Below are 19,124 nucleotides of genomic sequence, written 5' to 3'. Positions count from 1 at the left end.
GGCGCTTACTTCTTGTTGCGACGCTGAACGCGGGTCCTCTTCAGAAGCTTGCGGTGCTTCTTCTTGGCCATACGCTTGCGACGCTTCTTGATGACAGAGCCCACGGAACAACCCTCGCTCACTGAGACTCTCGCCCGTGAGAGACGGAGTCCATACGACTGACGGACGGCCTAGCCTACCGTCCACGGGCCCAGGGCCGTAATCGTGCTCCCGGTGACCGGGAAACTCGCGGGGAATCCCCGGCGAACGGGGGTGGGATCCGCAGCTGCGGCCCCACCCCCGCCCACCCGGAACTACGCGCTCTCAAGCCTCACGTAGGACTCCTTGAGGTACTCGTGCACCGCCTGCTGGGGCACCCGGAAGGACCGCCCGACCCTGATGGCCGGCAGCTCTCCGCTGTGCACCAACCGGTACACCGTCATCTTCGACACCCGCATGACCGAGGCAACCTCCGCCACGGTCAGGAAGACGACTTCCTGCAAGGGGCGTTCGCCGGAACTCATGACCATCACCCGACCCTTCACCCGTGTGCAAGGCACCGGCTTCCCCTCCGGTGACTCCACCGGCACACGTGTATCCCCAGAGTAGTTATGGGTGGTACCAGTGGGAAGAGGGGAGGTGCGGTCCTCGTACGGTGAGAGATAGGACTGTTGCAGTACGTAGTCGCTCGGCGGAACGCGGGAGCGGGCGTACGCACGTCCCACCTGCACCTGGGCCGGGAGGCCGGTCTCAGGCCAGGAGTCCGAGGTGGGGGAACACCGCTCGGCGGCTGGCGAGGATGGCCTGATCGAGTCGGTCGGCCGGATCGTAACCCGCGTCGAAGTCGCGCCAGACCGGTCGGGCGCCGTCGGTCATCCGCAGCGGGGCGGGCCGGCGGGTACGGCGGTAGACCTCGGCGCGCCAGGACTCGGGGGTCTCGGTGGCCGGGTCGACGGGCCGTCCGGCGGCGGTGGCGACCAGGTGGGTCCAGGTGCGCGGGACGACGTCCACGACGGCGTAGCCGCCCCCGCCGGTGGCGATCCAGCGGCCGCCGGTGAGCTGGTGGGCGAGGTCGTGCAGTTCCTCGGCGATCATCCGCTGGGCGTCCAGCGTGACGGCGAGGTGGGCGAGCGGGTCCTCCAGGTGGGTGTCGGCACCGTGCTGGGTGACCAGGACCTGCGGGCGGAAGGCGGTGAGCAGTTCGGGCACCACGGCGTGGAAGGCCCGCAGCCAGCCGGCGTCGCCGGTGCCGGCCGGCAGCGGCAGGTTGGCGGCGGAGCCGGGGGCGTCCGGGCCGCCGGTCTCGGTGGGCCAGCCGGTCTGCGGGAAGAGCGTGGCGGGGTGCTCGTGGAGCGAGATCGTGAGCACCCGGGGGTCGTTCCAGAAGGCCTGCTGGACGCCGTCTCCGTGGTGGACGTCCACGTCGACGTAGGCGACCCGCTCGGCCCCGAGTTCGAGCAGCCGGGCGACGGCCAGCGCCGGGTCGTTGTAGACGCAGAAACCGGAAGCCCTGCCGGGCATCGCGTGGTGCAGCCCGCCGGCGAAGTTCACGGCGTGCGGGGTCTCCCCGCGCCAGACCGCCTCGGCGGCGGCCACGGACTGACCGGCGATCAGCGCGGAGGCCGAATGGACGGCCGGGAAGGCCCAGTTGTCGTCGGTGCCGAGCCCGTGCCGGGGATCCGACTCGTCAGGGTGGGCGGCGGCGTATTTGACCGCCTCGACGTACTCCCGGGTGTGCACCAGCCGCAGGGTGGACTCGCCGGCGGGCGGTGCGGCCCGCACCGTCACCCCGGGCCCGGCGTCCAGTCCGAGGGCCTCGACCAGGCGCATGGTGAGCGCCAGCCGGGTCGGGTCCATCGGGTGGCCGGGGCCGAAGTCGTAGGCGGTGACGGCCTCGTCCCAGAAGAGGTGCAGGCCGCAGGGGGTGTCACGCTCGGCGTCGGGCATGGCCTCCACCGTAGCGGGTGGGGGTGTCCGGGCCTTGCCCAGGGCGCGCCGGGGGCGGGGCTCAGAGCTCCGGCGGAGGCCCTACAGACAAAACCTTCACGACTTCATATCCTCTCCGCCATGAAGCCATTCAGCGCGCAACGCCTTGGGGTAATTCTCGCTGCATTACTGGGACTTGGCCTGCTCTTTGCCGCCCAGCCGGCCTCCGCCGCGGTCAGCGGCAGCTCGTTCGCCGTCGACAGGAAGACGGCGGCGGCGGGCGACCAGCTGACCCTGACGCTCTCGCTCACCAACACCGAGACCACCGACATCTACTTCGCCTACGAGTTCATCCAGCCGATCTGGCCGGCCAACCAGGAGGCCGGCGCGTTCACGGTCACCGGGTGCTCCGGTGACTCCACCGACTGCGCCTTCGGCGGGAACAACGCGAACTTCCACTTCCGGGCGCCGATCGCCCCGGGCGAGACCCGCACCGTCGCGGTCACCGTCCAGATCACCTCGGCCCCGACCTGGACCGGGCCGTACACCCTGAACTGGGCGCCGTACGTCTACTACGAGTACTACCAGTCGGGTGGCGGAGCCAAGGGGCAGCTCTGGGCCGAGGGCCTGCCCGAGCTGGCCACCGTGATCGGCTGACCCCCCTTCCCGCCCCCGCTCGCCCCCGTCACACCGTGGCGGGGGCGAGCACGGGCGCCGGCGCGAAGCGCTCGGCCAGCGGCAGGACGGCGAGCACCAGCAGCATCGGGGCGAGCAGCGCCCAACGGTACGAACTCGCGTCGGCGATCGTCCCGACCAGCGGCGAACCGATCAGGAAGCCCACGTAGTTGAAGAGGTTCAGCCGGGCCACCGCGGCGTCCGAGTCGGCCGGGAACAGCCGGCCCCCGGCCGCGAACACCTGCGGGATGATCGCGCAGATGCCGAAGCCGAGCACGGTGAACCCGGCGATCCCCACCCAGGCGGCGGGCGCGGCGGCGGCCAGCGCGAAGCCGAGCGCGGCCAGCCCGGCACCGGCCCGGACCACCGGGACGGCGCCCCAGCGCTGCACCGCGCGGTCGCCCAGCGCGCGGCCCAGCAGCATCGCGACCATGTAGCCGAGGTAGGACAGCTTGGCGACGTCCGCGGCGCTGCCCAGGCCGTCGGTGAGGTACTTGACGCTGTAGTTGGAGACCGAGGCGTCCGCGATGTACGCGAAGGCCATCGCCAGGCACAGCGGCAGCAGTGGCCGCCAGGGGATGGACCGCGCGGCGGCCTCGGCGGCCTCCCGGACGGCGTCCCCGAGTTCGGCCGGTCCGGCGAACCGGGTGCCGGTCAGCAGGGCCAGCGGGGCGATCACCGCCGCGACCGTGCCGAACAGCACGGGCAGGCCGAGATCGTAGTGCGAGCCGAGGCCGGCGAGGGCCGCCCCGAGGATGCCGCCGAGGCTGAACGCGGCGTGGAAGCCGATCATGATCGAGCGGCCGTAGCGGTGCTGCAGGCCCACCCCGAGCATGTTCATACTCGCGTCGAGCGCGCCCACCAGCAGGCCGAACGCCCCGAGCGCGACGGCGAGTTGCCAGAGCGTGTCGCCCAGGCCGGCGCCCGCGAGACTGAGGCAGACCAGCGGCTGGACGACCCGCAGCACGGCCCGCGCGCCGGTGCGCTTCACCAGCCGTTCGGAGGTGATCGAGCCGACGCCGGCGAGGATCGGCACCGCGGCCAGGAAGAGCGGCAGCAGCGCGTCGCTCAGCCCGTACCGGTGCTGGATCTCCGGAATGCAGGTGACCAGCAGCGCGAAGGTGGTGCCCTGGAGCAGGAAGCTGACGGCGAGCGCGGCCCGCCCGGCGCGCAGGCCGGGCGGGATCGCGGGTGACTCGGCACTCATGGCGAACCTCGCTACTGGCCGGTACGACGATGTTGGCGAGAGCGTAGGCGGTGGACCGCGATTGCGGGAGGGGTCGCGCAGGGACTTTCCGCAGCCGGACGGAAGGGCCGGGCGGAACGGGTCGGGCGGAACGGGTCGGCGCAGAGCGGGTCAGAGCAGGGCGGCGACCTCGGCGAGGTCCGCGATCAGCCCGGTGGCCCCGGCCGCGGTCAGCTTCGCCGGGTCGGTGAGCGCCGTGTAGCCGTACACGTCCATGCCCGCGGCCCGGGCCGCCAGCACGCCGTTGGGGCTGTCCTCGACGACCAGGCAGCGGGCCGGGTCGACGCCGAGGGTGCGGGCGGCGTGCAGGAAGAGGTCCGGCGCGGGCTTGCCCACGCCGACGTCCTGGGCGCTGAAGATCCGCTCCTCGGCGACGTACCCGCGCAGGCCGGTGACGTCCAGCGCGGTGCGGATCCACACGTGGTGCGCCGACGAGGCCAGGCAGTAGGGGACGGCGCGCTGCCGCACTTCCTTCAGCAGCTGCTCCGCGCCCCGGACGGCCGTCAGCTCGGAGCCGAACGCGTCGAAGACCCGGCCGTGGAACAGCTCGTCGAAGCCCTCCGGCAGCGTCGCGCCGTCGTGCCGCTCGGCGATCACGTCGTGGATGCGGTGGGCGGCACAGCCCATGAAGTCCCGGTAGGAGTCCTCGACCGTGGTCGGGTAGCCGAGTTCGGTCAGGTACGCGGCCAGCACCCGGTTGGAGAGCGGCTCGCTGTCCACCAGGACACCGTCGTTGTCGAAGATCACCAGGTCGTAGGCCATGCCGTCGAGCCTACCCAGCCGACTACTTCCCCCCCGGAGGCGAGCTCCCGGGAGCGGTCCCGCGCCGCCTCCAGGGCGCCCAGCAGCGCGGCCCGCACCCCGTGGTTCTCCAGCTCGCGGATGGCCGCGATGGTGGTGCCGGCCGGGGAGGTGACGGCCTCGCGCAGCTTCACCGGGTGCTCGCCGGAGTCGCGCAGCATCACCGAGGCGCCGATCGCGGACTGCACGATCAGGTCGTGCGCCACCTGCCGGGGCAGGCCGAGCAGGATGCCCGCGTCCGTCATCGCCTCGACCAGGAAGTAGAAGTAGGCCGGGCCGGAGCCGGAGAGTGCGGTGGCCGCGTCCTGCTGCGCCTCGGGCAGCCGCAGCGCCTTGCCGACCGAGCTGAAGATCTCCTCGGCCCGCTCCAGGTGCTCCTCGGTGGCGTGGGAGCCGCCGGAGATGACGCTCATCCCCTCGTCCACCAGGACCGGCGTGTTGGGCATCACCCGGACCACCGGGGTGCCGGCCGCCAGCCGCTCCTCGAACCAGGCGGTGGGGATGCCGGCCGCGGCCGAGATCACCAGCCGGTCCGCGCCGACGTGCGGGGCCAGCTCCTCCAGCAGGGTGCCCATGTCCTGCGGCTTGACGGCGAGGATCAGGGTGTCGGCGAGCTTGGCGGCCTCGGCGTTGGAGGCGGCCACCACGCCGTAGCGGGCGGCGAGTTCGGCGGCGCGCTCGGGGCGGCGGGCGGTCACCAGGACGTCCGCCGGGTCCTTGCCGGCCCGCAGCAGGCCGGAGAGCAGGGCCTCGCCGATCTTGCCCGTGCCCAGGAAGGCGATCTTCTGTCCGTGTGCTGCGCTGGCGCCCATGGCCGCTCCTTACCTCGGTACTGCGGCCATCCTCGCACCGCGCGGGGGCACCCGCCGGGACCGTCCGACCCGTGGTCGGCGGCGGTGGTGCGTTCGGCGTCCCTAGGGAGAATCTCGGGGGTTTCCCCTATGGCCTCCGGCGCCGCGCGGGAGCACCGTGGAGTCATGGCACACGACGAAATGTCCCGACGTGAGAACCGGCAACTCGCGGTCGCCTCGGCGACCGTGGGACCGTGGCGGACGGCCGCGGGGGTCGGTGCGGTGGTGGGTGCGACCGCCCTGGGGATCGACGCGATCTCCGGGCACTGGTCCCTGGGCATGCTGGCCGGGCCGGCCGGCTGGGCCCTGTTCTTCTTCTTCCTGGTCGGCACCGTCGGCGGGCAGCTGCGCCGCGACACCTCCGAACGGCGGCTGCGCCGCTGGGCGAACGACCACCCGTGGCAGTCGGCCCTCCCGGCGGCCGGCGGGCTGCTGGTGCTGGACATGCTGGCGCAGCTGCTGCTCGGGGACGCGGGCCTGTTCGGCGCGTTCTTCCTGGCGCTGCTGCCGGCCGGCATCCTGCTGGCCGTCGCCGGGATCGTGGGGTCGGTGAAGCAGGCCCGCACCAAGGACTGACGCCCCCGCAGGGCGCGCCGGACACGGCCGGAACGGAACAGACCGGGACGGATCGCCACGCCCGCGCACGAGTTCACCACAAGGTGTGCCCCCGATCGACGAATCGTCACACCCCGTCGGCATACTGGCGCGATGCCGATAGCCGAAGATCCACAACCGCGCCCCGCCGAGGGCCGTGAGCCGGACGGGTCCGCCCCGTCCGGAGCGGGCGGGAAGGACCCGTTCGCAGACCTCGTCCTGGACGAGGAGTTCGTCAAGGGGGCGGCCGTCACCGAGCAGTCCGGGCGCACCCGGATGCTGGCCGCCCGATGGAAGCACACCCCGCCGGTCGACCCGGGCGGCCGCCGCTCGGTCAACGACGGCCCGGCCAAGGCCGGCCGCCGGTTCGGCCGCACGCCGAAGCCCCCGGTGACCGACCCCTGGGGCAACCCGCGCCCGCGCCGCCGCCGGCTGGACTGGCGCGCGCCGCTGTACGTCGCGCTGACCATCGCGGTGCTGCTCGCGGCCCTGAACCTCGACGGGCTGCGCGGCTGGTACTCCGACCACTACGGCGGGGGCTCCTCGAACGCCCGCACCCCCGTGCCCACCGTCGCCCCGGAGACGGCCCAGCCGACCGCCGCGCCGCCGAAGGTCGACGAGCAGCAGCCGACCGTGGACCACCCGTGGGCCGGTTCCATCGCCGAGGGCTGGCCGAACGGCGCCGAGGCCTTCGTCCTGCCCGACGCCCGGGCCACCGGCGTGTTCTCCGCCGACCAGGTGGGCGCCCAGCTGCAGTTGGTCAAGGACTACCTGACCGCCGCCAACCTGGACCCGCAGGTCATCGCGGGCGGCCGGCCGGAAGCCGCCCTGGCGCTGCTGGACCGGGAGGACCGGGACCGCGCGATCAACGCGCTGGCGAACCCCTCCAAGGACACCGACCCGACCACCTGGTTCAGCCGCTTCGACCAGCGCGAGGCCGTCCAGGTGGGCGACACGGTCAAGGTGCAGGGCCGGATCACCTTCGAGGGCGACGGGGACAAGGGCCTGCTCGTCCACGCCGACTTCAGCTACGTGTACGCGATGCGCCCCGGCCCGGACGCCGCCAAGCGCGCCGCGTCACCCCAGCCGCCGACGGGCGGGCAGCCGCCGACGAAGCCGGCCGCGCCGAAGGACGGCACGGCCAAGCCGGTGGGTCTGCTGGTGCCGGCGGCCGACGTGACCGGGGACACCTGGACCACGCGCACGATCGTGCGCCGGGTCGAGAACTTCCGCTTCTACGATCCGGCCCGCTACCGGATCAACCCGAAGAAGCTCGTGTTCGGCGAGGGCGGCGGGTCGGAGTCGGCCAACTCGTCCTGCGACGTCTACGACGGCTACTACCACCCGCAGTTCGACCAGTTCGCGGCGCAGTCGCCGGACACCCCGGGCAGCCGCCCGACCGGCCCCACGACCGACCCGTACGACCGCCACAAGGACCTGTCGACCCGCGACGAGTGCGGCGCGGCCAGCCGCCTCTGAGGCTCAGCCCTTGCGCTTGCCCCGGCCCGGCGCCTTGGCGCCGGGCCGGCCGCTGCGGCCCGCCTGGCGCTTCTCGTACTGGGCGACGGCCCGCTCGTACGAGGACCGCCTGACCGTCTCGCCGGGGGCCTCGACCAGGCTGCGGGCGAAGTAGGCGGCCAGGCTGCCGGCGCCGCCGATGAGCCAGACCGCGCCGAGCGACTTGTCCTCGGCCATCCAGCCGCTCAACTGGTCCTTGCCCTCGGTGAGGACCTTCCAGGTGCGCATGACGCACATCATCGAGCACACCGCGATCGCGGCCGTCAGCAGCCCGTTCAGGAAGCCGCCGCCGTCGGAGAGGGCGACGCCCTCGACGCCGAAGCGCAGCAGCAGGACGGCGGCGGCGGTCGCCACCAGCGCGCCCGCCGACACGGCGACGCGGCGCAGCCAGTAGCCGTTGTCCCGGTTCACCCAGGTGGTGCCGAACCAGCGGATCGGCTCCGGCTCGGGGGCGCCGGCGGGCTTGGGTGCGGGGGTGGGGGGCTGCTCGCTCACGGGGTCGATTATCACCCAACGCGCGAGGAGCCGCCCCGGCCTGCGGGACGGCTCCTGCGGTACTGCGGTGCTGCGGTGCTCAGCCGAGCTTGGTGACGTCGCGGACGGCGCCCTTGTCGGCGGAGGTGGCCATCGCGGCGTAGGCGAGCAGGGCCTGGCTGACCTGGCGGTCGCGGTTCTTCGGGCGGTAGCCGCCCGCGGCCTCAAGGGCGCGGCGGCGCTCGGCCAGGACCTCGTCCGGCACCTCCAGGGAGATGCTCCGGCCCGGGATGTCGATGGCGATGGTGTCGCCGTCCTCGACCAGGGCGATGGTGCCGCCGGAGGCGGCCTCCGGGGAGGCGTGGCCGATGGACAGGCCGGAGGTGCCGCCGGAGAAGCGGCCGTCGGTGACCAGCGCGCAGGCCTTGCCGAGGCCGCGGCCCTTGAGGAAGGACGTCGGGTAGAGCATCTCCTGCATGCCCGGGCCGCCCTTGGGGCCCTCGTAGCGGATGACGACGACGTCGCCCTCCTTGACCCGCTTGGCGAGGATCGCCTCGACGGCGTCGTCCTGGGACTCGACGACCACGGCCGGGCCGCTGAAGGTCCAGATCGACTCGTCGACGCCGGCGGTCTTCACGATGCAGCCGTCCTCGGCGAGGTTGCCGTGCAGGACGGCGAGGCCGCCCTCGACCGAGTAGGCGTGCTCGACGCTGCGGATGCAGCCCTTGGCGGCGTCGGTGTCCAGCGACTCCCAGCGCTCCGACTGCGAGAAGGCCTCGGCGGAGCGGACGCAGCCGGGGGCGGCGTGCCACAGTTCGACGGCCTCGGCGGAGGGCGAACCGCCGCGCACGTCCCAGGTCTTGAGCCACTCGGCGAGCGAGTCGGAGTGGACGGTGTGGACGTCCTCGTTGAGCATTCCGCCGCGGTACAGCTCGCCGAGGATGGCGGGGATGCCGCCGGCCCGGTGCACGTCCTCCATGTAGTACGAGCCGTTGGGCGCGACCTTGGACAGGCAGGGGACCCTGCGGGAGACGGCGTCGATGGCCCGCAGGTCGAAGTCCAGCTCGGCCTCCTGGGCGGCGGCGAGCAGGTGCAGGATGGTGTTGGTCGAGCCGCCCATGGCGATGTCCAGGGCCATGGCGTTCTCGAAGGCGGCGCGGGTGGCGATCGCGCGGGGCAGCACCGAGGCGTCGTCCTGGCCGTAGTGGCGGTCGGCGATCTCGACGACCGTCCGCCCGGCCCGCTCGTACAGGGCCTTGCGGGCGGTGTGGGTGGCGAGGACGGAGCCGTTGCCGGGCAGCGAGAGGCCGATGGCCTCGGTGAGGCAGTTCATCGAGTTGGCGGTGAACATGCCGGAGCACGAGCCGCAGGTGGGGCAGGCGTTCTCCTCGATGATCGCGATGTCCTCGTCGGAGACGTTCTCGTTGGCCGCCTGGGAGATCGCGTCGATCAGGTCGAGCCTGCGCACGGTGCCGTCGACGAGGGTGGCCTTGCCGGCCTCCATCGGGCCGCCGGAGACGAAGACGGTCGGGATGTTCAGGCGCAGCGCGGCCATCAGCATGCCCGGGGTGATCTTGTCGCAGTTGGAGATGCAGATCAGCGCGTCGGCGCAGTGCGCGTTGACCATGTACTCGACCGAGTCGGCGATCAGGTCGCGCGAGGGCAGCGAGTAGAGCATGCCGCCGTGGCCCATCGCGATGCCGTCGTCCACGGCGATGGTGTTGAACTCGCGCGGGATGCCGCCCGCCTGCTTGATCGCCTCGGAGACGATCCGCCCGACCGGCTGGAGGTGGGTGTGGCCCGGGACGAACTCGGTGAAGGAGTTGGCGACCGCGATGATCGGCTTGCCGAAGTCCTCGCGGGCTACGCCGGCGGCCCGGAGAAGCGCCCGGGCGCCTGCCATGTTGCGACCATGGGTGACCGTACGGGACCTCAGCTCGGGCACTGTGCTCCACTCCTTCGGGGCTCTCGCCGGCGCCCCGCCGGTAGGAGGATGCGGGGGCCGCTGTGGCTACCGAGCCTACGCCCGACGTCCAGGCGGCGGACGGTCCGTCCGCGATGCGGGCACGCGGACGGGCCGTCCGGGCGAGGGTCGGGCGGGGTGCGGGTCGGCCGGGGTGCGGGTCAGGCCGGGGTGCGGGTCAGGCCGGGGTGATGCCCACCGCCAGTTCCAGGACGTAGGGCTCGACCACCCAGCCGTCCGGGAACTCGGCGATCATCGCCTGCCGCTCGACGGCCAGCACCGGTTCGCGCTCGGCAGGGGGGAGCGAGGCCATGAACGAGCGGGAGACCAGGTCGTCGAGCACGTGGTCCACGGTGATCCGCCGCTCCCAGCGCAGCACCGCGCGTTCGACCCTCAGCCCGGCCGGGGCGAGCAGGGCGATGAACTCGGCCGTCCGGCCGTAGCCGTGGTAGTTGGGCAGCGCGGCACTCAGCCGCTCGGCCCGGGCCCGGACCCAGGGCACGGTCTCGTCGTGCACGTTCCACCAGACGGCGAGGGCGCCGCCGGGCCGCAGCACCCGGATCGCCTCCGGGATGGCCCGTTCGGTGCGGGTCCAGTGGAAGGACTGGGCGTAGCTGATCAGGTCCGCGGAGTCGTCGTGGAACGGCAGTTCGTCACCGCCGGCCCTGACCAGCGGCAGGCCCGCCGAGGAGGCCAGGAACTGGGCGGCCATGCCCGCGTTGGGCTCCACCGCGACGACGTCGGCGCCGCGCGCGGCCAGCAGCCGGGTGGCGATGCCGGTACCGGCGCCGACGTCCAGCACCCGGGCCCCCTTGAGGCTGCGACCGGACAACCGCTCCAGCGCCTCGAACAGCCCGTCCGGGTAGCCGGGGCGGGCCCGGTCGTACTCCGCGGCGACCCCGCCGAAGCTCTGGGCGATCTCCCGGAAGTCCTGTTGGTCCGTCATCTCTCCCCTTACGCAAGGAAGTTCGCACCCAGCCGGGCGCGGTTCCTCAGCGTACGCGCGAGGGGGTGGCCAGGTGCAAGCGGGTGAAGGCGAGGGCCTCGGCCAGGTCGGCCTCGCGTTCGGCGGGGGACGCGGCGCGGCGGGTGTTGACCTCCAGCACCACGTGGCCGTCGAAACCGGTACGGGCCAGGTGCTCCAGCAGTTCGGCGCAGGGCTGCTTGCCGCGGCCAGGGATCAGGTGCTCGTCCTTGCCGGAGCCGCTGCCGTCGGCGAGGTGGATGTGGGCGAGCCGGTCGCCCATCCGCTCGACCATGGCGAACGCGTCGATCCGGGAGGTGGCGACGTGCGAGAGGTCGATGGTGAAGTGCCGGTACTCCTCGTCGGTGACGTCCCAGCCCGGGGCGTAGGCCAGCACCTCGCGGTCGCGGTACCGCCACGGGTACATGTTCTCCACCGCGAAGCGGACGTCGGTCTCGCCCGCCATCCGGTTGATGCCCGTCACGAAGTCCCGGGCGTACTGGCGCTGCCAGCGGAACGGCGGGTGGACCACGACGGCGCTCGCACCGAGCTTCTCGGCCGCCGCCCGGGCGCGGACCAGCTTGGTCCACGGGTCGGTGGTCCACACCCGCTGGGTGATCAGCAGGCACGGCGCGTGCACGGCCAGGATCGGCAGCTGGTGGGCGTCGGAGAGGCGGCGCAGGGCCTCGATGTCCTGGCTGACCGGGTCGTTCCAGACCATCACCTCGACCCCGTCGTAGCCGAGCTTGGCGGCCAGTTCGAAGGCGACGGCGGTGCCCGCCGGGTACACCGACGCGGTGGACAGGACCACCTTGGTGTCGGGGATGTGCAGGGTCGGGTGCGAGGGCAACACCAGCCGGTCGGTGGTGCGCAGCAGCGGCGGGCGGGCGGCGTCGCGCCGGGCGGCCTTGACCGAGCGCACCGACTGGACGGCGGCCTTGGCGGCGCCGGCGGCCCGGGCGGTGCGGGTCTCCCGGGGGGCGGCGGTCGCGGCGGCCTTCCGCGTTCCGGACTTCCTCGCCTCGGGCTTCGTCCCGGCGGGCTTGCTCGCTTCGGGCTTCGTCCCGGCGGGCTTGCTCGCTTCGGGCTTCGTCCCGGCGGGCTTCGTTCCGGTGGACTTCCGCGCTTCGGACGCGTCCCCCGCGGGCTGCTTCGCCCCGGGCGCGGACGGCTTCTCGGCGGCCTTGCGCGCGGTGCTCTTCCGCGCGGTGCGCCGGGCCGCCTCGACGGCCTTCGCGGCCTGCGCCCCGGTGGCTCCCTTGACGGCCTTGCCGAGTTTGCGGCGCGGGCTGTCCGGCCGCGGCTGCCCGTCCCCGGGAGCGCGGCCCTCCCGCGTCCCGTCCTCGCCCGCTGGTTGCGCCACGGGAGACAGCGTATGCGGACCGCGCTCCGAACGGGACCGGATCCCCGGCCGGCCCCGGCGAGCCGCCGGACGGGCCATCGGGCCGCCGGTGCGGAGCCCTACGGGGTGAGGGCGGGGCGGCGGCGGTCCGCCGCGCCGTCCATGGCGTCCAGGCGGCGCAGGATGATGCCCTCGCGCAGCGCCCACGGGCAGACATCCAGCTCGTCGAGGCCGAACAGGTCCATCGCGGCGTCCGCGACCAGCGCCCCGGCCAGCAGCTGCCTGGCGCGGCCCTCGGAGACGCCGGGGATCCGCGCCCGCTCCTCGACGGTCATCGAGGACAGTCGCGGCAGCCAGGCGGACAGCCCGCTGCGAGTGAGCCGGCGGTCGGCATACGGGCCGGCGTCGGCGGGGGCGGCGCCGGTCATCCGGGCCAGCTGCTTGAAGGTCTTGGAGGTGGCGACGGCGTGCTGCGGCGCGCCGAGCCGGGCGACCTCGCCCACGACGGTGGCCATCTCGGCCCGGATGTGGCGTCTCAGCCCGCGCAGCCCGTCCGGGTCGGCGACGTCGCCGGGCAGCCAGCGGGCGGTGAGCCGGCCGGCGCCCAGCGGCAGCGAGCAGGCGACGTCGGGCTGCTCGTCCAGGCCGCAGGCGATCTCCAGCGAGCCGCCGCCGATGTCCAGGTTGAGCAGTCGACCCGAGGACCAGCCGAACCAGCGCCGGACGGCCAGGAACGTGAGCCGGGCCTCGTCCTGCCCGGACAGCACCCGCAGCTCCACCCCGGTCTCCGCGGCGACCCGGCGCAGCACCTCTTCCCCGTTGGCGGCCTCCCGGACGGCGGAGGTGGCGAACGGCAGGATGTCGACGACGCCCTTGTCCTCCGCGACCCGCAGCGACGAGGCGATGTGGCCGACCAGCCGTTCGACGCCCGCCTCGCTTATCGCGCCGTCGTCGTCGAGCAGTTCGGCCAGCCGCAGTTCGGCCTTGTGCGAGTACGCGGGCAGCGGGGCGGCACCCGGATGGGCGTCCACCACGAGGAAGTGGACGGTGTTGGAACCTACGTCGAGTACACCGAGTCGCATAACTCTCCACGCTACGCGATCCGGCCCCGGGGGAAACCGGTCTCGACCGTCTTCACACCGGTCCCAGCCGTACCCCGCCTCCGGCGACCGGACGCGTCAGTGGCCGCGCGGTCCGGCCCGGCGCTCGGGGCGGCAGTTGGTGTCCACCCAGCGACGGGCCCGGCCCGGGGTGTCGGTGATCAGGCCGTCGGCGTCCCGGGCCGACATCAGCTGCCAGGACTCCTCGTCGTCGAGCGTCCAGACGTACACCTCGCGGCCCGCCTTGCGCTCGGCGGCGATCCGGGAGGCGCTGGCCAGCGCCGCGTCCAGGGCGATGCCGCGCAGCGGCAGGTCACCCGGGTCCTCGGCGATGGCGGAGCCCTGGATCAGCACGACCGGCAGGGCGGGCGCGGCGGCGTGGGCCTGGCGCAGGTGCTCCGCCGAGAACGAGTAGAGGACGACCCGGGCGCCGCTGGCGGCGGCGATCCGGGCGATCCGGGTGACGTCCTCGGCGCGCTGCCACTTGATCTCCATCAGCAGGGTGGCGTTGCTGTCGGAGAGGCGTTCGAGCAGTTCCTGGAGGGTGGGGACGGGCTCGGTGGGGCCGGGGCCGACGGTCACCCGCAGGGCGGCGATCTGGGCGGCGGTGAGGTCGGCGATGGCGCCCTTGCCGTTGGTGGTGCGGTCCACCGTGGGGTCGTGCATCAGCACCGGGACGCCGTCCCGGGTGGTCTGGACGTCGGTCTCCAGCCAGTCGGCGCCCTGGTCGAGGGCGGTCTCGAAGGAGGCCATGGTGTTCTCGGGGGCGTTGCGCGGGGTGCCCCGGTGGCCGATCACCACCGGGGCGTCGCACAGCGGAGCGGCGGCGGCCGACCGGGCCCGCAGGGCGGGCGCGGAGGCGCACCCGGCGGCCAGGACCGCGAGGGCGGCGAGGACGGCCGTCTGGGCGGCGCGGGGCGAGGCGGTCACGGCTCGGGGCTCCAGTGGTGATCCGGGGTGTTCCAGGGCATCCAATACGGGTCAACGCGAGATCATCAAACTGATCTGACAACCCGACAGTGCCGCCCGGTTCCCTCCAGCCTGCGGTCGGTCGGCCGCCGCCGGCGCCGCGGCGCAGCCCGGATCACCCGGACGGGTCCGGGCAGGCCTCCCCGAAGGCTCTACCCTTGCCGGGTGGCACCAGCAGAAACGTCCAAGAAGAAGTCCAAGGCCTCCCCCGCCCCCGTCGACCTGGCGATGCCGACCCTGCGCGGCGAGGCCCCGCTCGGCGGGATCCCGCGTGACGAGGTCCCGCTCGACTTCCCGCGCGCCTGGGTCGAGTTCGCCGACCCCGACGACGAGGAGCAGGTGTTCCGCTGTGACCTCACCTGGCTGACCTCCCGCTGGGGCTGCGTCTTCGGCCAGGGCTGCCACGGCATCCGCGAGGGCCGCGGCGAGTCGGACGGCTGCTGCACGCTGGGCGCGCACTACTCGGACGAGGACGACGAGAAGCGCGTCCTCGGCCACGCGGCGCGGCTGACGCCCGAGCTGTGGGAGAACTTCGCGCACGGCACCGACGCCGCGGGCCGGATCACGTCCGACGGCGGCATCACCATGCTCGACGAGGACGGCGACCGCCAGACCCGCCGGGTGGGCGGGGCGTGCATCTTCGTGAACAGCCCCGGCTTCGCGGGCGGCGCCGGCTGCGCGCTGCACGCGCTGGCGCTCAAGGAGGGCCGGGAGCCGCTGGAGACGAAGCCGGACGTCTGCTGGCAGCTGCCGGTCCGCCGCACCTACGACTGGATCGACCGGCCGGACGACACCCGCTACCTCCAGGTCTCGATCGGCGAGTACGACCGCCGCGGCTGGGGCCCGGGCGGCCACGACCTGCACTGGTGGTGCACCGGCAGCCCGGCGGCGCACCAGGGCCCGGACCCGGTGTACGTCAGCTACCGCCCCGAGCTGACCGAGCTGATGGGCAAGGCGGCGTACGACGTGCTGGCCGGCCTGTGCGCGGAGCGGATCGCCACCAAGGGCGACCGCAAGGTGGCCCCGCACCCGGCCGACCCGGTCAAGCGGCCGAAGAAGGGCTGAGCCGGAGCAGGGCTGAGCCGGAGCAGGGCTGGGCTCGGAAAGCACCGGCCCTGCGCAGGCCCGGCCCGCGAAGGGCCGAGCCCTACTTGTCGATGTCCCCGACGACGAAGAACATCGACCCGAGGATCGCCACCATGTCCGCGACCAGCGTCCCGGGCAGCAGCTCGGTCAGCGCCTGGACGTTGTTGAAGGAGGCCGAGCGCAGCTTGAGCCGCCACGGCGTCTTGTCGCCGCGCGAGACCAGGTAGTAGCCGTTGATGCCGAGCGGGTTCTCGGTCCAGCAGTAAGTGCTGCCCTCGGGGGCCTTGAGCACCTTGGGCAGCCGCTGGTTGACCGGGCCGGGCGGCAGGGTGGCGATCTTGTCGAGGCAGGCGTCGGCGAGGTCCAGCGAGTTGAGGGTCTGCTCCAGCAGGCACTCGAACCGGGCCAGGCAGTCGCCCTCCTCGCGGGTGACCACGGTGAGCACCTGCCGCAGCTCGTCGGAGCCGTACGCGAGGTAGGGCTCGTCGCGGCGCAGGTCGAAATCGAGGCCGCTGGCGCGGGCGATCGGGCCGCTGACGCCGTACGCCTGGGCCTGGGCCCGGGTGAGGGTGCCGACGCCGGCGGTGCGGGCGCGGAAGATCTCGTTGCCGAGGACGAGCTCCTCGAAGACCGGCAGCTGGGAGCGGACGGTGGCGACGGCGGTGCGGACGCGGCCGAGCCAGCCGGCCGGGATGTCCTCCTTGAGGCCGCCGACCCGGTTGAACATGTAGTGCATGCGCCCGCCGGAGGCCTCCTCCAGGACGTGCTGGAGGTCCTCGCGGCTGGTGAAGGCGTGGAAGATCGGGGTGATGCCGCCGAGTTCCAGCGGGTAGGAGCCGAGGAACATCAGGTGGTTGAGCACCCGGTTGAGTTCGGCGAGCAGGGTGCGGATCCACACCGCCCGCTCGGGGACCTCCATGCCGAGCATCCGCTCGACGCCGAGGACGACGCCGAGCTCGTTGCCGAAGGCGGAGAGCCAGTCGTGCCGGTTGGCCAGCATGATGATCTGCCGGTAGTCGCGGGCCTCGAACAGCTTCTCCGCGCCCCGGTGCATGTAGCCGATCACCGGCTCGGCGGTGATGATCCGCTCGCCGTCGAGCACCAGCCGCAGCCGCAGCACGCCGTGCGTGGCGGGGTGCTGCGGGCCGATGTTGAGCACCATGTCGGTGGTGCCCGCCTCGCCGGTGAAGTTCTCGGCTCCCGCCCCGATGCCGACCGTGGTCTCCCTCATGGGGTCAGAGTCTGCCACCCCGGGAGGGCGGCCAGGGCCTCCGGTACCGGCATGCGGACGGCCTGGGCGAGCCAGCCGAAGGCGCCGAGCCCGGCCGGGTCGGTCAGTTCGGCGCCCTCGCCGGCCCCGCCGAGCGCCCGCAGGTAGCCGACCGGGTCGGTGGAGGCGAGCGCGAGCGGCGGCCGGGCGCCGTTCACGCCGAGGGCGCGCAGGGCGTCCCGCTGGGTTGTCCACAGGCTGTGGAGACCGGGTGCGGCGGCGGAGTCCAGGGCGACGTGCGCGGTGACGTCGCAGGAGCCGTCCGGCACCGGCGACACCTCGCGGCCGCCCCGGAAGCCGGTGAGGGTGCCGAACAGCGGACGCCGGTCGGCGGTGTGCCCGTAGTCGACGGCGACGGCCAGGCCGCGCTCCAGCCCGGCGACGGCCCGCGCCCAGGCGGCATCCCGGGTACCGCCGAACTCCACGAAGTCCCCGGGGTGCCCGACCGGCCACCAGCGTTCGGCCCAGGCCGCGTCGGCCGCCGAGGCGGGCCCGCCGAGCCGCTCCCCGCCGGTCGCGGTGTCCACCTCCCGGTAGCGCAGCACCCCGTCCTCGTCGACCTCGCCGACGTCCAGCGGCACGTTGTCCAGCCATTCGTTGGCGAACAGCAGCCCGGTGAGGCCGCGCGGCACCTCGTCCGTCCACAGGGCTGTGGACGGCAGGCCCGCCGGGCGCGGCGCGATCTCCACGCCGTACGGACGCAGCCGCGCCAGCACCTCGCCGGGCAGTTCGGCCAGCACCCCGGTGAGCAGTTCGCCGCGTCCGGCCCCGACGTCGACGAGGGCCAGCTCCTCCGGACGGCCTAGGGCGGCGTCAACCTCCAGCAGCAGCCGGGCCACCGCGCGGGCGAACCGCGGCGAGGCGTGCACCGAGGTGCGGAAGTGCCCGGCCGGGCCCTCCGGCCTGCGGTAGAAGCCGCCGTCCGGGTCGTACAGCGCCTGCTCCATGGCGGGCGCCCACCGCATCCAAGTCATAGCGCGGGACGCTACCCGGAGCCGGGCGCGCCCTCCCCACCGGTACGGTGCGTCTCCGACCTACGGAGTAGGACGGATCGCCCTACCGGCGGACCTGAACACGCCAGGTGACTGCCTAGGCTGGAGACGTGCATCGACTCAACGCCTGGCTCCGCCGTCACCCCGTGGTGGTCGACGCCGCCTGGGCTGCGATGGTGCTCTTCGCCGGCCTGCTGCCGAACGACAGTTTCAGCGACGGCTGGCGCTTCGACGCACAGATCCTGATCGCGGTGCTGCTGCCCGCGCTCATGGTCTTCCGCCGACGCTTCCCCGACGTCACCGTGGCGGCCGCCACCGGCCTGGGCCTCGGCCAGGTGGCCGCCGACGTCCTCCCGGCCGCCTCCTCCATCGCCTACCTGGTGTTCGCGTACACCGGCGCCGCCTTCGGCCAGAAGTGGACGTCCCGGCTGGCGCTGGTCGCCGGGCTGGCCGCCGGACCCCTGGTGTTCTGGCAGCTCCACCCGCTGAAGACGGTCTCCAACGGCGCCGGGGACTTCCACACCCGCCCGTACTCCTTCGCCGAGGCGGCGCTGATCACGCTGCTGATGAGCACCCCGTTCATCCTGTGCTGGGCGTGGGGCCGGCTGACCAGGGTGCGCCGCGCGTACCTGACCGAGCTGGAGGACCGCGCCGCCCGGCTGGAGCGCGAGCGGGACGCCCAGTCCAAGGTGGCGGTGGCCGCCGAGCGCGCCCGGATCGCCCGCGAGCTGCACGACGTGGTCGCGCACAACGTCTCGGTGATGATCGTCCAGGCCGACGGCGCCGCGTACGTGCTCGACAACTCGCCGCAGCAGGCGAAGGAGGCGCTCGGCACGATCGCGTCCACCGGCCGGCAGGCGCTGGTCGAGATGCGCCGCCTGCTGGGCGTGCTGCGCACCGCCGACACCGCCGAGGAGTACGTGCCGCAGCCGGGCGTCGAGGAACTGCCGGAGCTGCTGGAGCAGGTCCGCACGGCCGGGCTGCAGGTGGACTACGCGACCTCCGGGCACCCGCGCGAGCTGCCGCGCGGCGTCGAGCTGACGGTCTACCGGATCGTCCAGGAGGCGCTGACCAACGTCCGCAAGCACGGCGGCCCCGACGTGCACGCCCGGGTCGCGGTCGACTTCGGCGAGCGCGAGCTGGCCGTCCTGGTCGAGGACGACGGCCGCGGCAGCACCGACGAGCACCTGGCCACCGGCGGCACGGACGGCCTCGGCCACGGCCTGATCGGCATGCGCGAGCGGGTCGGCATGGTCAGCGGCAGCCTCGACGTGGGCCCCCGCCCCGGCGGCGGCTTCCGGATCCGCGCCATCCTGCCGCTCAAGGCGGCCCACTAACCCCCCGGTCCCCCCGACGCCCTCTGAAGGAGCCACC

The 19,124-nt window shown here is 73.5% G+C and carries 19 protein-coding genes; 5 read left to right on the top strand and 14 right to left on the bottom strand.

Annotated elements, in window-relative coordinates; all coding sequences use genetic code 11:
* Window positions 1-5: 5 nt before the first annotated feature.
* The 3 genes from ABT015_RS11050 to ABT015_RS11040 all read right to left on the bottom strand — a co-directional run bounded on the left by ABT015_RS11050 (window position 6) and on the right by ABT015_RS11040 (window position 1,926).
* Window positions 6-104 carry a 30S ribosomal protein bS22 gene (locus ABT015_RS11050; RefSeq protein ID WP_003948845.1) on the bottom strand — a complete coding sequence of 33 codons (99 nt, stop codon included), beginning with the start codon at window positions 102-104 and terminating at the stop codon, window positions 6-8.
* 189 nt (window positions 105-293) lie between these two features.
* Window positions 294-503, bottom strand: coding sequence for a helix-turn-helix domain-containing protein (locus ABT015_RS11045; RefSeq protein ID WP_063351305.1), 210 nt, complete (start codon window positions 501-503; stop codon window positions 294-296).
* 226 nt (window positions 504-729) lie between these two features.
* Complete coding sequence (locus ABT015_RS11040) at window positions 730-1,926, bottom strand: acetoin utilization protein AcuC (protein ID WP_350878430.1); 1,197 nt, start codon at window positions 1,924-1,926, stop codon at window positions 730-732.
* A 120-nt stretch (window positions 1,927-2,046) separates the two neighbouring features.
* Between ABT015_RS11040 and ABT015_RS11035 the strand changes: the two genes are divergently transcribed.
* Window positions 2,047-2,562, top strand: a complete 516-nt coding sequence (locus tag ABT015_RS11035; protein ID WP_350878429.1) for a hypothetical protein — start codon at window positions 2,047-2,049, stop codon at window positions 2,560-2,562.
* Window positions 2,563-2,590: 28 nt separating this feature from the next.
* Here ABT015_RS11035 and ABT015_RS11030 read toward each other — a convergent pair whose 3' ends face one another.
* The 3 genes from ABT015_RS11030 to proC all read right to left on the bottom strand — a co-directional run bounded on the left by ABT015_RS11030 (window position 2,591) and on the right by proC (window position 5,439).
* Window positions 2,591-3,787, bottom strand: coding sequence for an MFS transporter (locus ABT015_RS11030; RefSeq protein ID WP_350878428.1), 1,197 nt, complete (start codon window positions 3,785-3,787; stop codon window positions 2,591-2,593).
* Between the two features lie 150 nt (window positions 3,788-3,937).
* The gene (locus tag ABT015_RS11025; RefSeq protein WP_350878427.1) at window positions 3,938-4,588 is read right to left on the bottom strand and encodes an HAD family hydrolase; all 651 of its coding nucleotides are present in this window, start codon (window positions 4,586-4,588) and stop codon (window positions 3,938-3,940) included.
* Window positions 4,570-5,439 carry a pyrroline-5-carboxylate reductase gene (gene proC, locus ABT015_RS11020; protein WP_350878426.1) on the bottom strand — a complete coding sequence of 290 codons (870 nt, stop codon included), beginning with the start codon at window positions 5,437-5,439 and terminating at the stop codon, window positions 4,570-4,572. Before proC ends, ABT015_RS11025 begins: the two co-directional genes overlap by 19 nt.
* Before the next feature lie 165 nt (window positions 5,440-5,604).
* On the opposite strand from proC, the gene ABT015_RS11015 reads away from it, so the two are divergent.
* Entirely contained in the window at window positions 5,605-6,054 is a 450-nt protein-coding gene (locus tag ABT015_RS11015) for a hypothetical protein (protein WP_159398487.1), read from the top strand.
* Between the two features lie 132 nt (window positions 6,055-6,186).
* Window positions 6,187-7,551, top strand: a complete 1,365-nt coding sequence (locus ABT015_RS11010) for an SCO2583/SCO2584 N-terminal domain-containing protein (protein WP_350878425.1) — start codon at window positions 6,187-6,189, stop codon at window positions 7,549-7,551.
* Between the two features lie 3 nt (window positions 7,552-7,554).
* Here the strand turns inward: ABT015_RS11010 and ABT015_RS11005 are convergent, their stop codons facing one another.
* The 6 genes from ABT015_RS11005 to ABT015_RS10980 all read right to left on the bottom strand — a co-directional run bounded on the left by ABT015_RS11005 (window position 7,555) and on the right by ABT015_RS10980 (window position 14,363).
* On the bottom strand, window positions 7,555-8,085 hold the full coding sequence (locus ABT015_RS11005; RefSeq protein WP_350878423.1) for a hypothetical protein: 531 nt from the start codon (window positions 8,083-8,085) through the stop codon (window positions 7,555-7,557).
* Between the two features lie 79 nt (window positions 8,086-8,164).
* Entirely contained in the window at window positions 8,165-10,009 is a 1,845-nt protein-coding gene (ilvD, locus tag ABT015_RS11000) for a dihydroxy-acid dehydratase (protein ID WP_350878421.1), read from the bottom strand.
* A gap of 196 nt (window positions 10,010-10,205) precedes the next feature.
* Window positions 10,206-10,973: a class I SAM-dependent methyltransferase gene (locus ABT015_RS10995; RefSeq protein ID WP_350878420.1), complete on the bottom strand. Its 768-nt coding sequence runs from the start codon at window positions 10,971-10,973 to the stop codon at window positions 10,206-10,208.
* A gap of 46 nt (window positions 10,974-11,019) precedes the next feature.
* Window positions 11,020-11,823, bottom strand: coding sequence for a sugar phosphate isomerase/epimerase family protein (locus ABT015_RS10990; RefSeq protein ID WP_402448748.1), 804 nt, complete (start codon window positions 11,821-11,823; stop codon window positions 11,020-11,022).
* Window positions 11,824-12,452: 629 nt separating this feature from the next.
* The gene (locus tag ABT015_RS10985) at window positions 12,453-13,415 is read right to left on the bottom strand and encodes a Ppx/GppA family phosphatase (protein ID WP_350878418.1); all 963 of its coding nucleotides are present in this window, start codon (window positions 13,413-13,415) and stop codon (window positions 12,453-12,455) included.
* Window positions 13,416-13,511: 96 nt separating this feature from the next.
* Window positions 13,512-14,363 carry a glycerophosphodiester phosphodiesterase gene (locus ABT015_RS10980; protein WP_350878417.1) on the bottom strand — a complete coding sequence of 284 codons (852 nt, stop codon included), beginning with the start codon at window positions 14,361-14,363 and terminating at the stop codon, window positions 13,512-13,514.
* Window positions 14,364-14,630: 267 nt separating this feature from the next.
* Between ABT015_RS10980 and ABT015_RS10975 the strand changes: the two genes are divergently transcribed.
* Window positions 14,631-15,467 (top strand): DUF3109 family protein, encoded by an 837-nt coding sequence (locus ABT015_RS10975; RefSeq protein WP_350878499.1) that lies wholly within the window; start codon window positions 14,631-14,633, stop codon window positions 15,465-15,467.
* Between the two features lie 82 nt (window positions 15,468-15,549).
* Here the strand turns inward: ABT015_RS10975 and ABT015_RS10970 are convergent, their stop codons facing one another.
* Entirely contained in the window at window positions 15,550-16,719 is a 1,170-nt protein-coding gene (locus ABT015_RS10970) for an NADH-quinone oxidoreductase subunit D (RefSeq protein WP_350878416.1), read from the bottom strand.
* Window positions 16,716-17,732, bottom strand: coding sequence for an SAM-dependent methyltransferase (locus ABT015_RS10965; protein ID WP_350878415.1), 1,017 nt, complete (start codon window positions 17,730-17,732; stop codon window positions 16,716-16,718). The genes ABT015_RS10970 and ABT015_RS10965 overlap by 4 nt, the downstream gene beginning before the upstream one ends.
* 128 nt (window positions 17,733-17,860) lie before the next feature.
* On the opposite strand from ABT015_RS10965, the gene ABT015_RS10960 reads away from it, so the two are divergent.
* Window positions 17,861-19,087 carry a sensor histidine kinase gene (locus ABT015_RS10960; protein ID WP_350878414.1) on the top strand — a complete coding sequence of 409 codons (1,227 nt, stop codon included), beginning with the start codon at window positions 17,861-17,863 and terminating at the stop codon, window positions 19,085-19,087.
* Window positions 19,088-19,124 lie beyond the last annotated feature (37 nt).

The sequence above is a fragment of the Kitasatospora sp. NPDC094016 genome (assembly GCF_040304045.1).
Classification (GTDB): Bacteria; Actinomycetota; Actinomycetes; order Streptomycetales; family Streptomycetaceae; genus Kitasatospora.
This window is presented reverse-complemented; position numbering and strand designations above follow the sequence as displayed.

Bases quoted from the DNA above. Each gene is read 5' to 3' on its own strand.
- ABT015_RS10975 (WP_350878499.1), top strand. From the start codon at position 14,631: ATGCCGACCCTGCGCGGCGAGGCCCCGCTCGGCGGGATCCCGCGTGAC.
- ABT015_RS11025 (WP_350878427.1), bottom strand. From the start codon at position 4,588: ATGGCCTACGACCTGGTGATCTTCGACAACGACGGTGTCCTGGTGGAC.
- ABT015_RS10995 (WP_350878420.1), bottom strand. From the start codon at position 10,973: ATGACGGACCAACAGGACTTCCGGGAGATCGCCCAGAGCTTCGGCGGG.
- ABT015_RS11010 (WP_350878425.1), top strand. From the start codon at position 6,187: ATGCCGATAGCCGAAGATCCACAACCGCGCCCCGCCGAGGGCCGTGAG.
- proC (WP_350878426.1), bottom strand. From the start codon at position 5,439: ATGGGCGCCAGCGCAGCACACGGACAGAAGATCGCCTTCCTGGGCACG.
- ABT015_RS11040 (WP_350878430.1), bottom strand. From the start codon at position 1,926: ATGCCCGACGCCGAGCGTGACACCCCCTGCGGCCTGCACCTCTTCTGG.
- ABT015_RS10970 (WP_350878416.1), bottom strand. From the start codon at position 16,719: ATGAGGGAGACCACGGTCGGCATCGGGGCGGGAGCCGAGAACTTCACC.
- ABT015_RS11035 (WP_350878429.1), top strand. From the start codon at position 2,047: ATGAAGCCATTCAGCGCGCAACGCCTTGGGGTAATTCTCGCTGCATTA.
- ABT015_RS11045 (WP_063351305.1), bottom strand. From the start codon at position 503: ATGAGTTCCGGCGAACGCCCCTTGCAGGAAGTCGTCTTCCTGACCGTG.
- ABT015_RS11030 (WP_350878428.1), bottom strand. From the start codon at position 3,787: ATGAGTGCCGAGTCACCCGCGATCCCGCCCGGCCTGCGCGCCGGGCGG.
- ABT015_RS10985 (WP_350878418.1), bottom strand. From the start codon at position 13,415: ATGCGACTCGGTGTACTCGACGTAGGTTCCAACACCGTCCACTTCCTC.
- ABT015_RS11015 (WP_159398487.1), top strand. From the start codon at position 5,605: ATGGCACACGACGAAATGTCCCGACGTGAGAACCGGCAACTCGCGGTC.
- ABT015_RS10965 (WP_350878415.1), bottom strand. From the start codon at position 17,732: ATGACTTGGATGCGGTGGGCGCCCGCCATGGAGCAGGCGCTGTACGAC.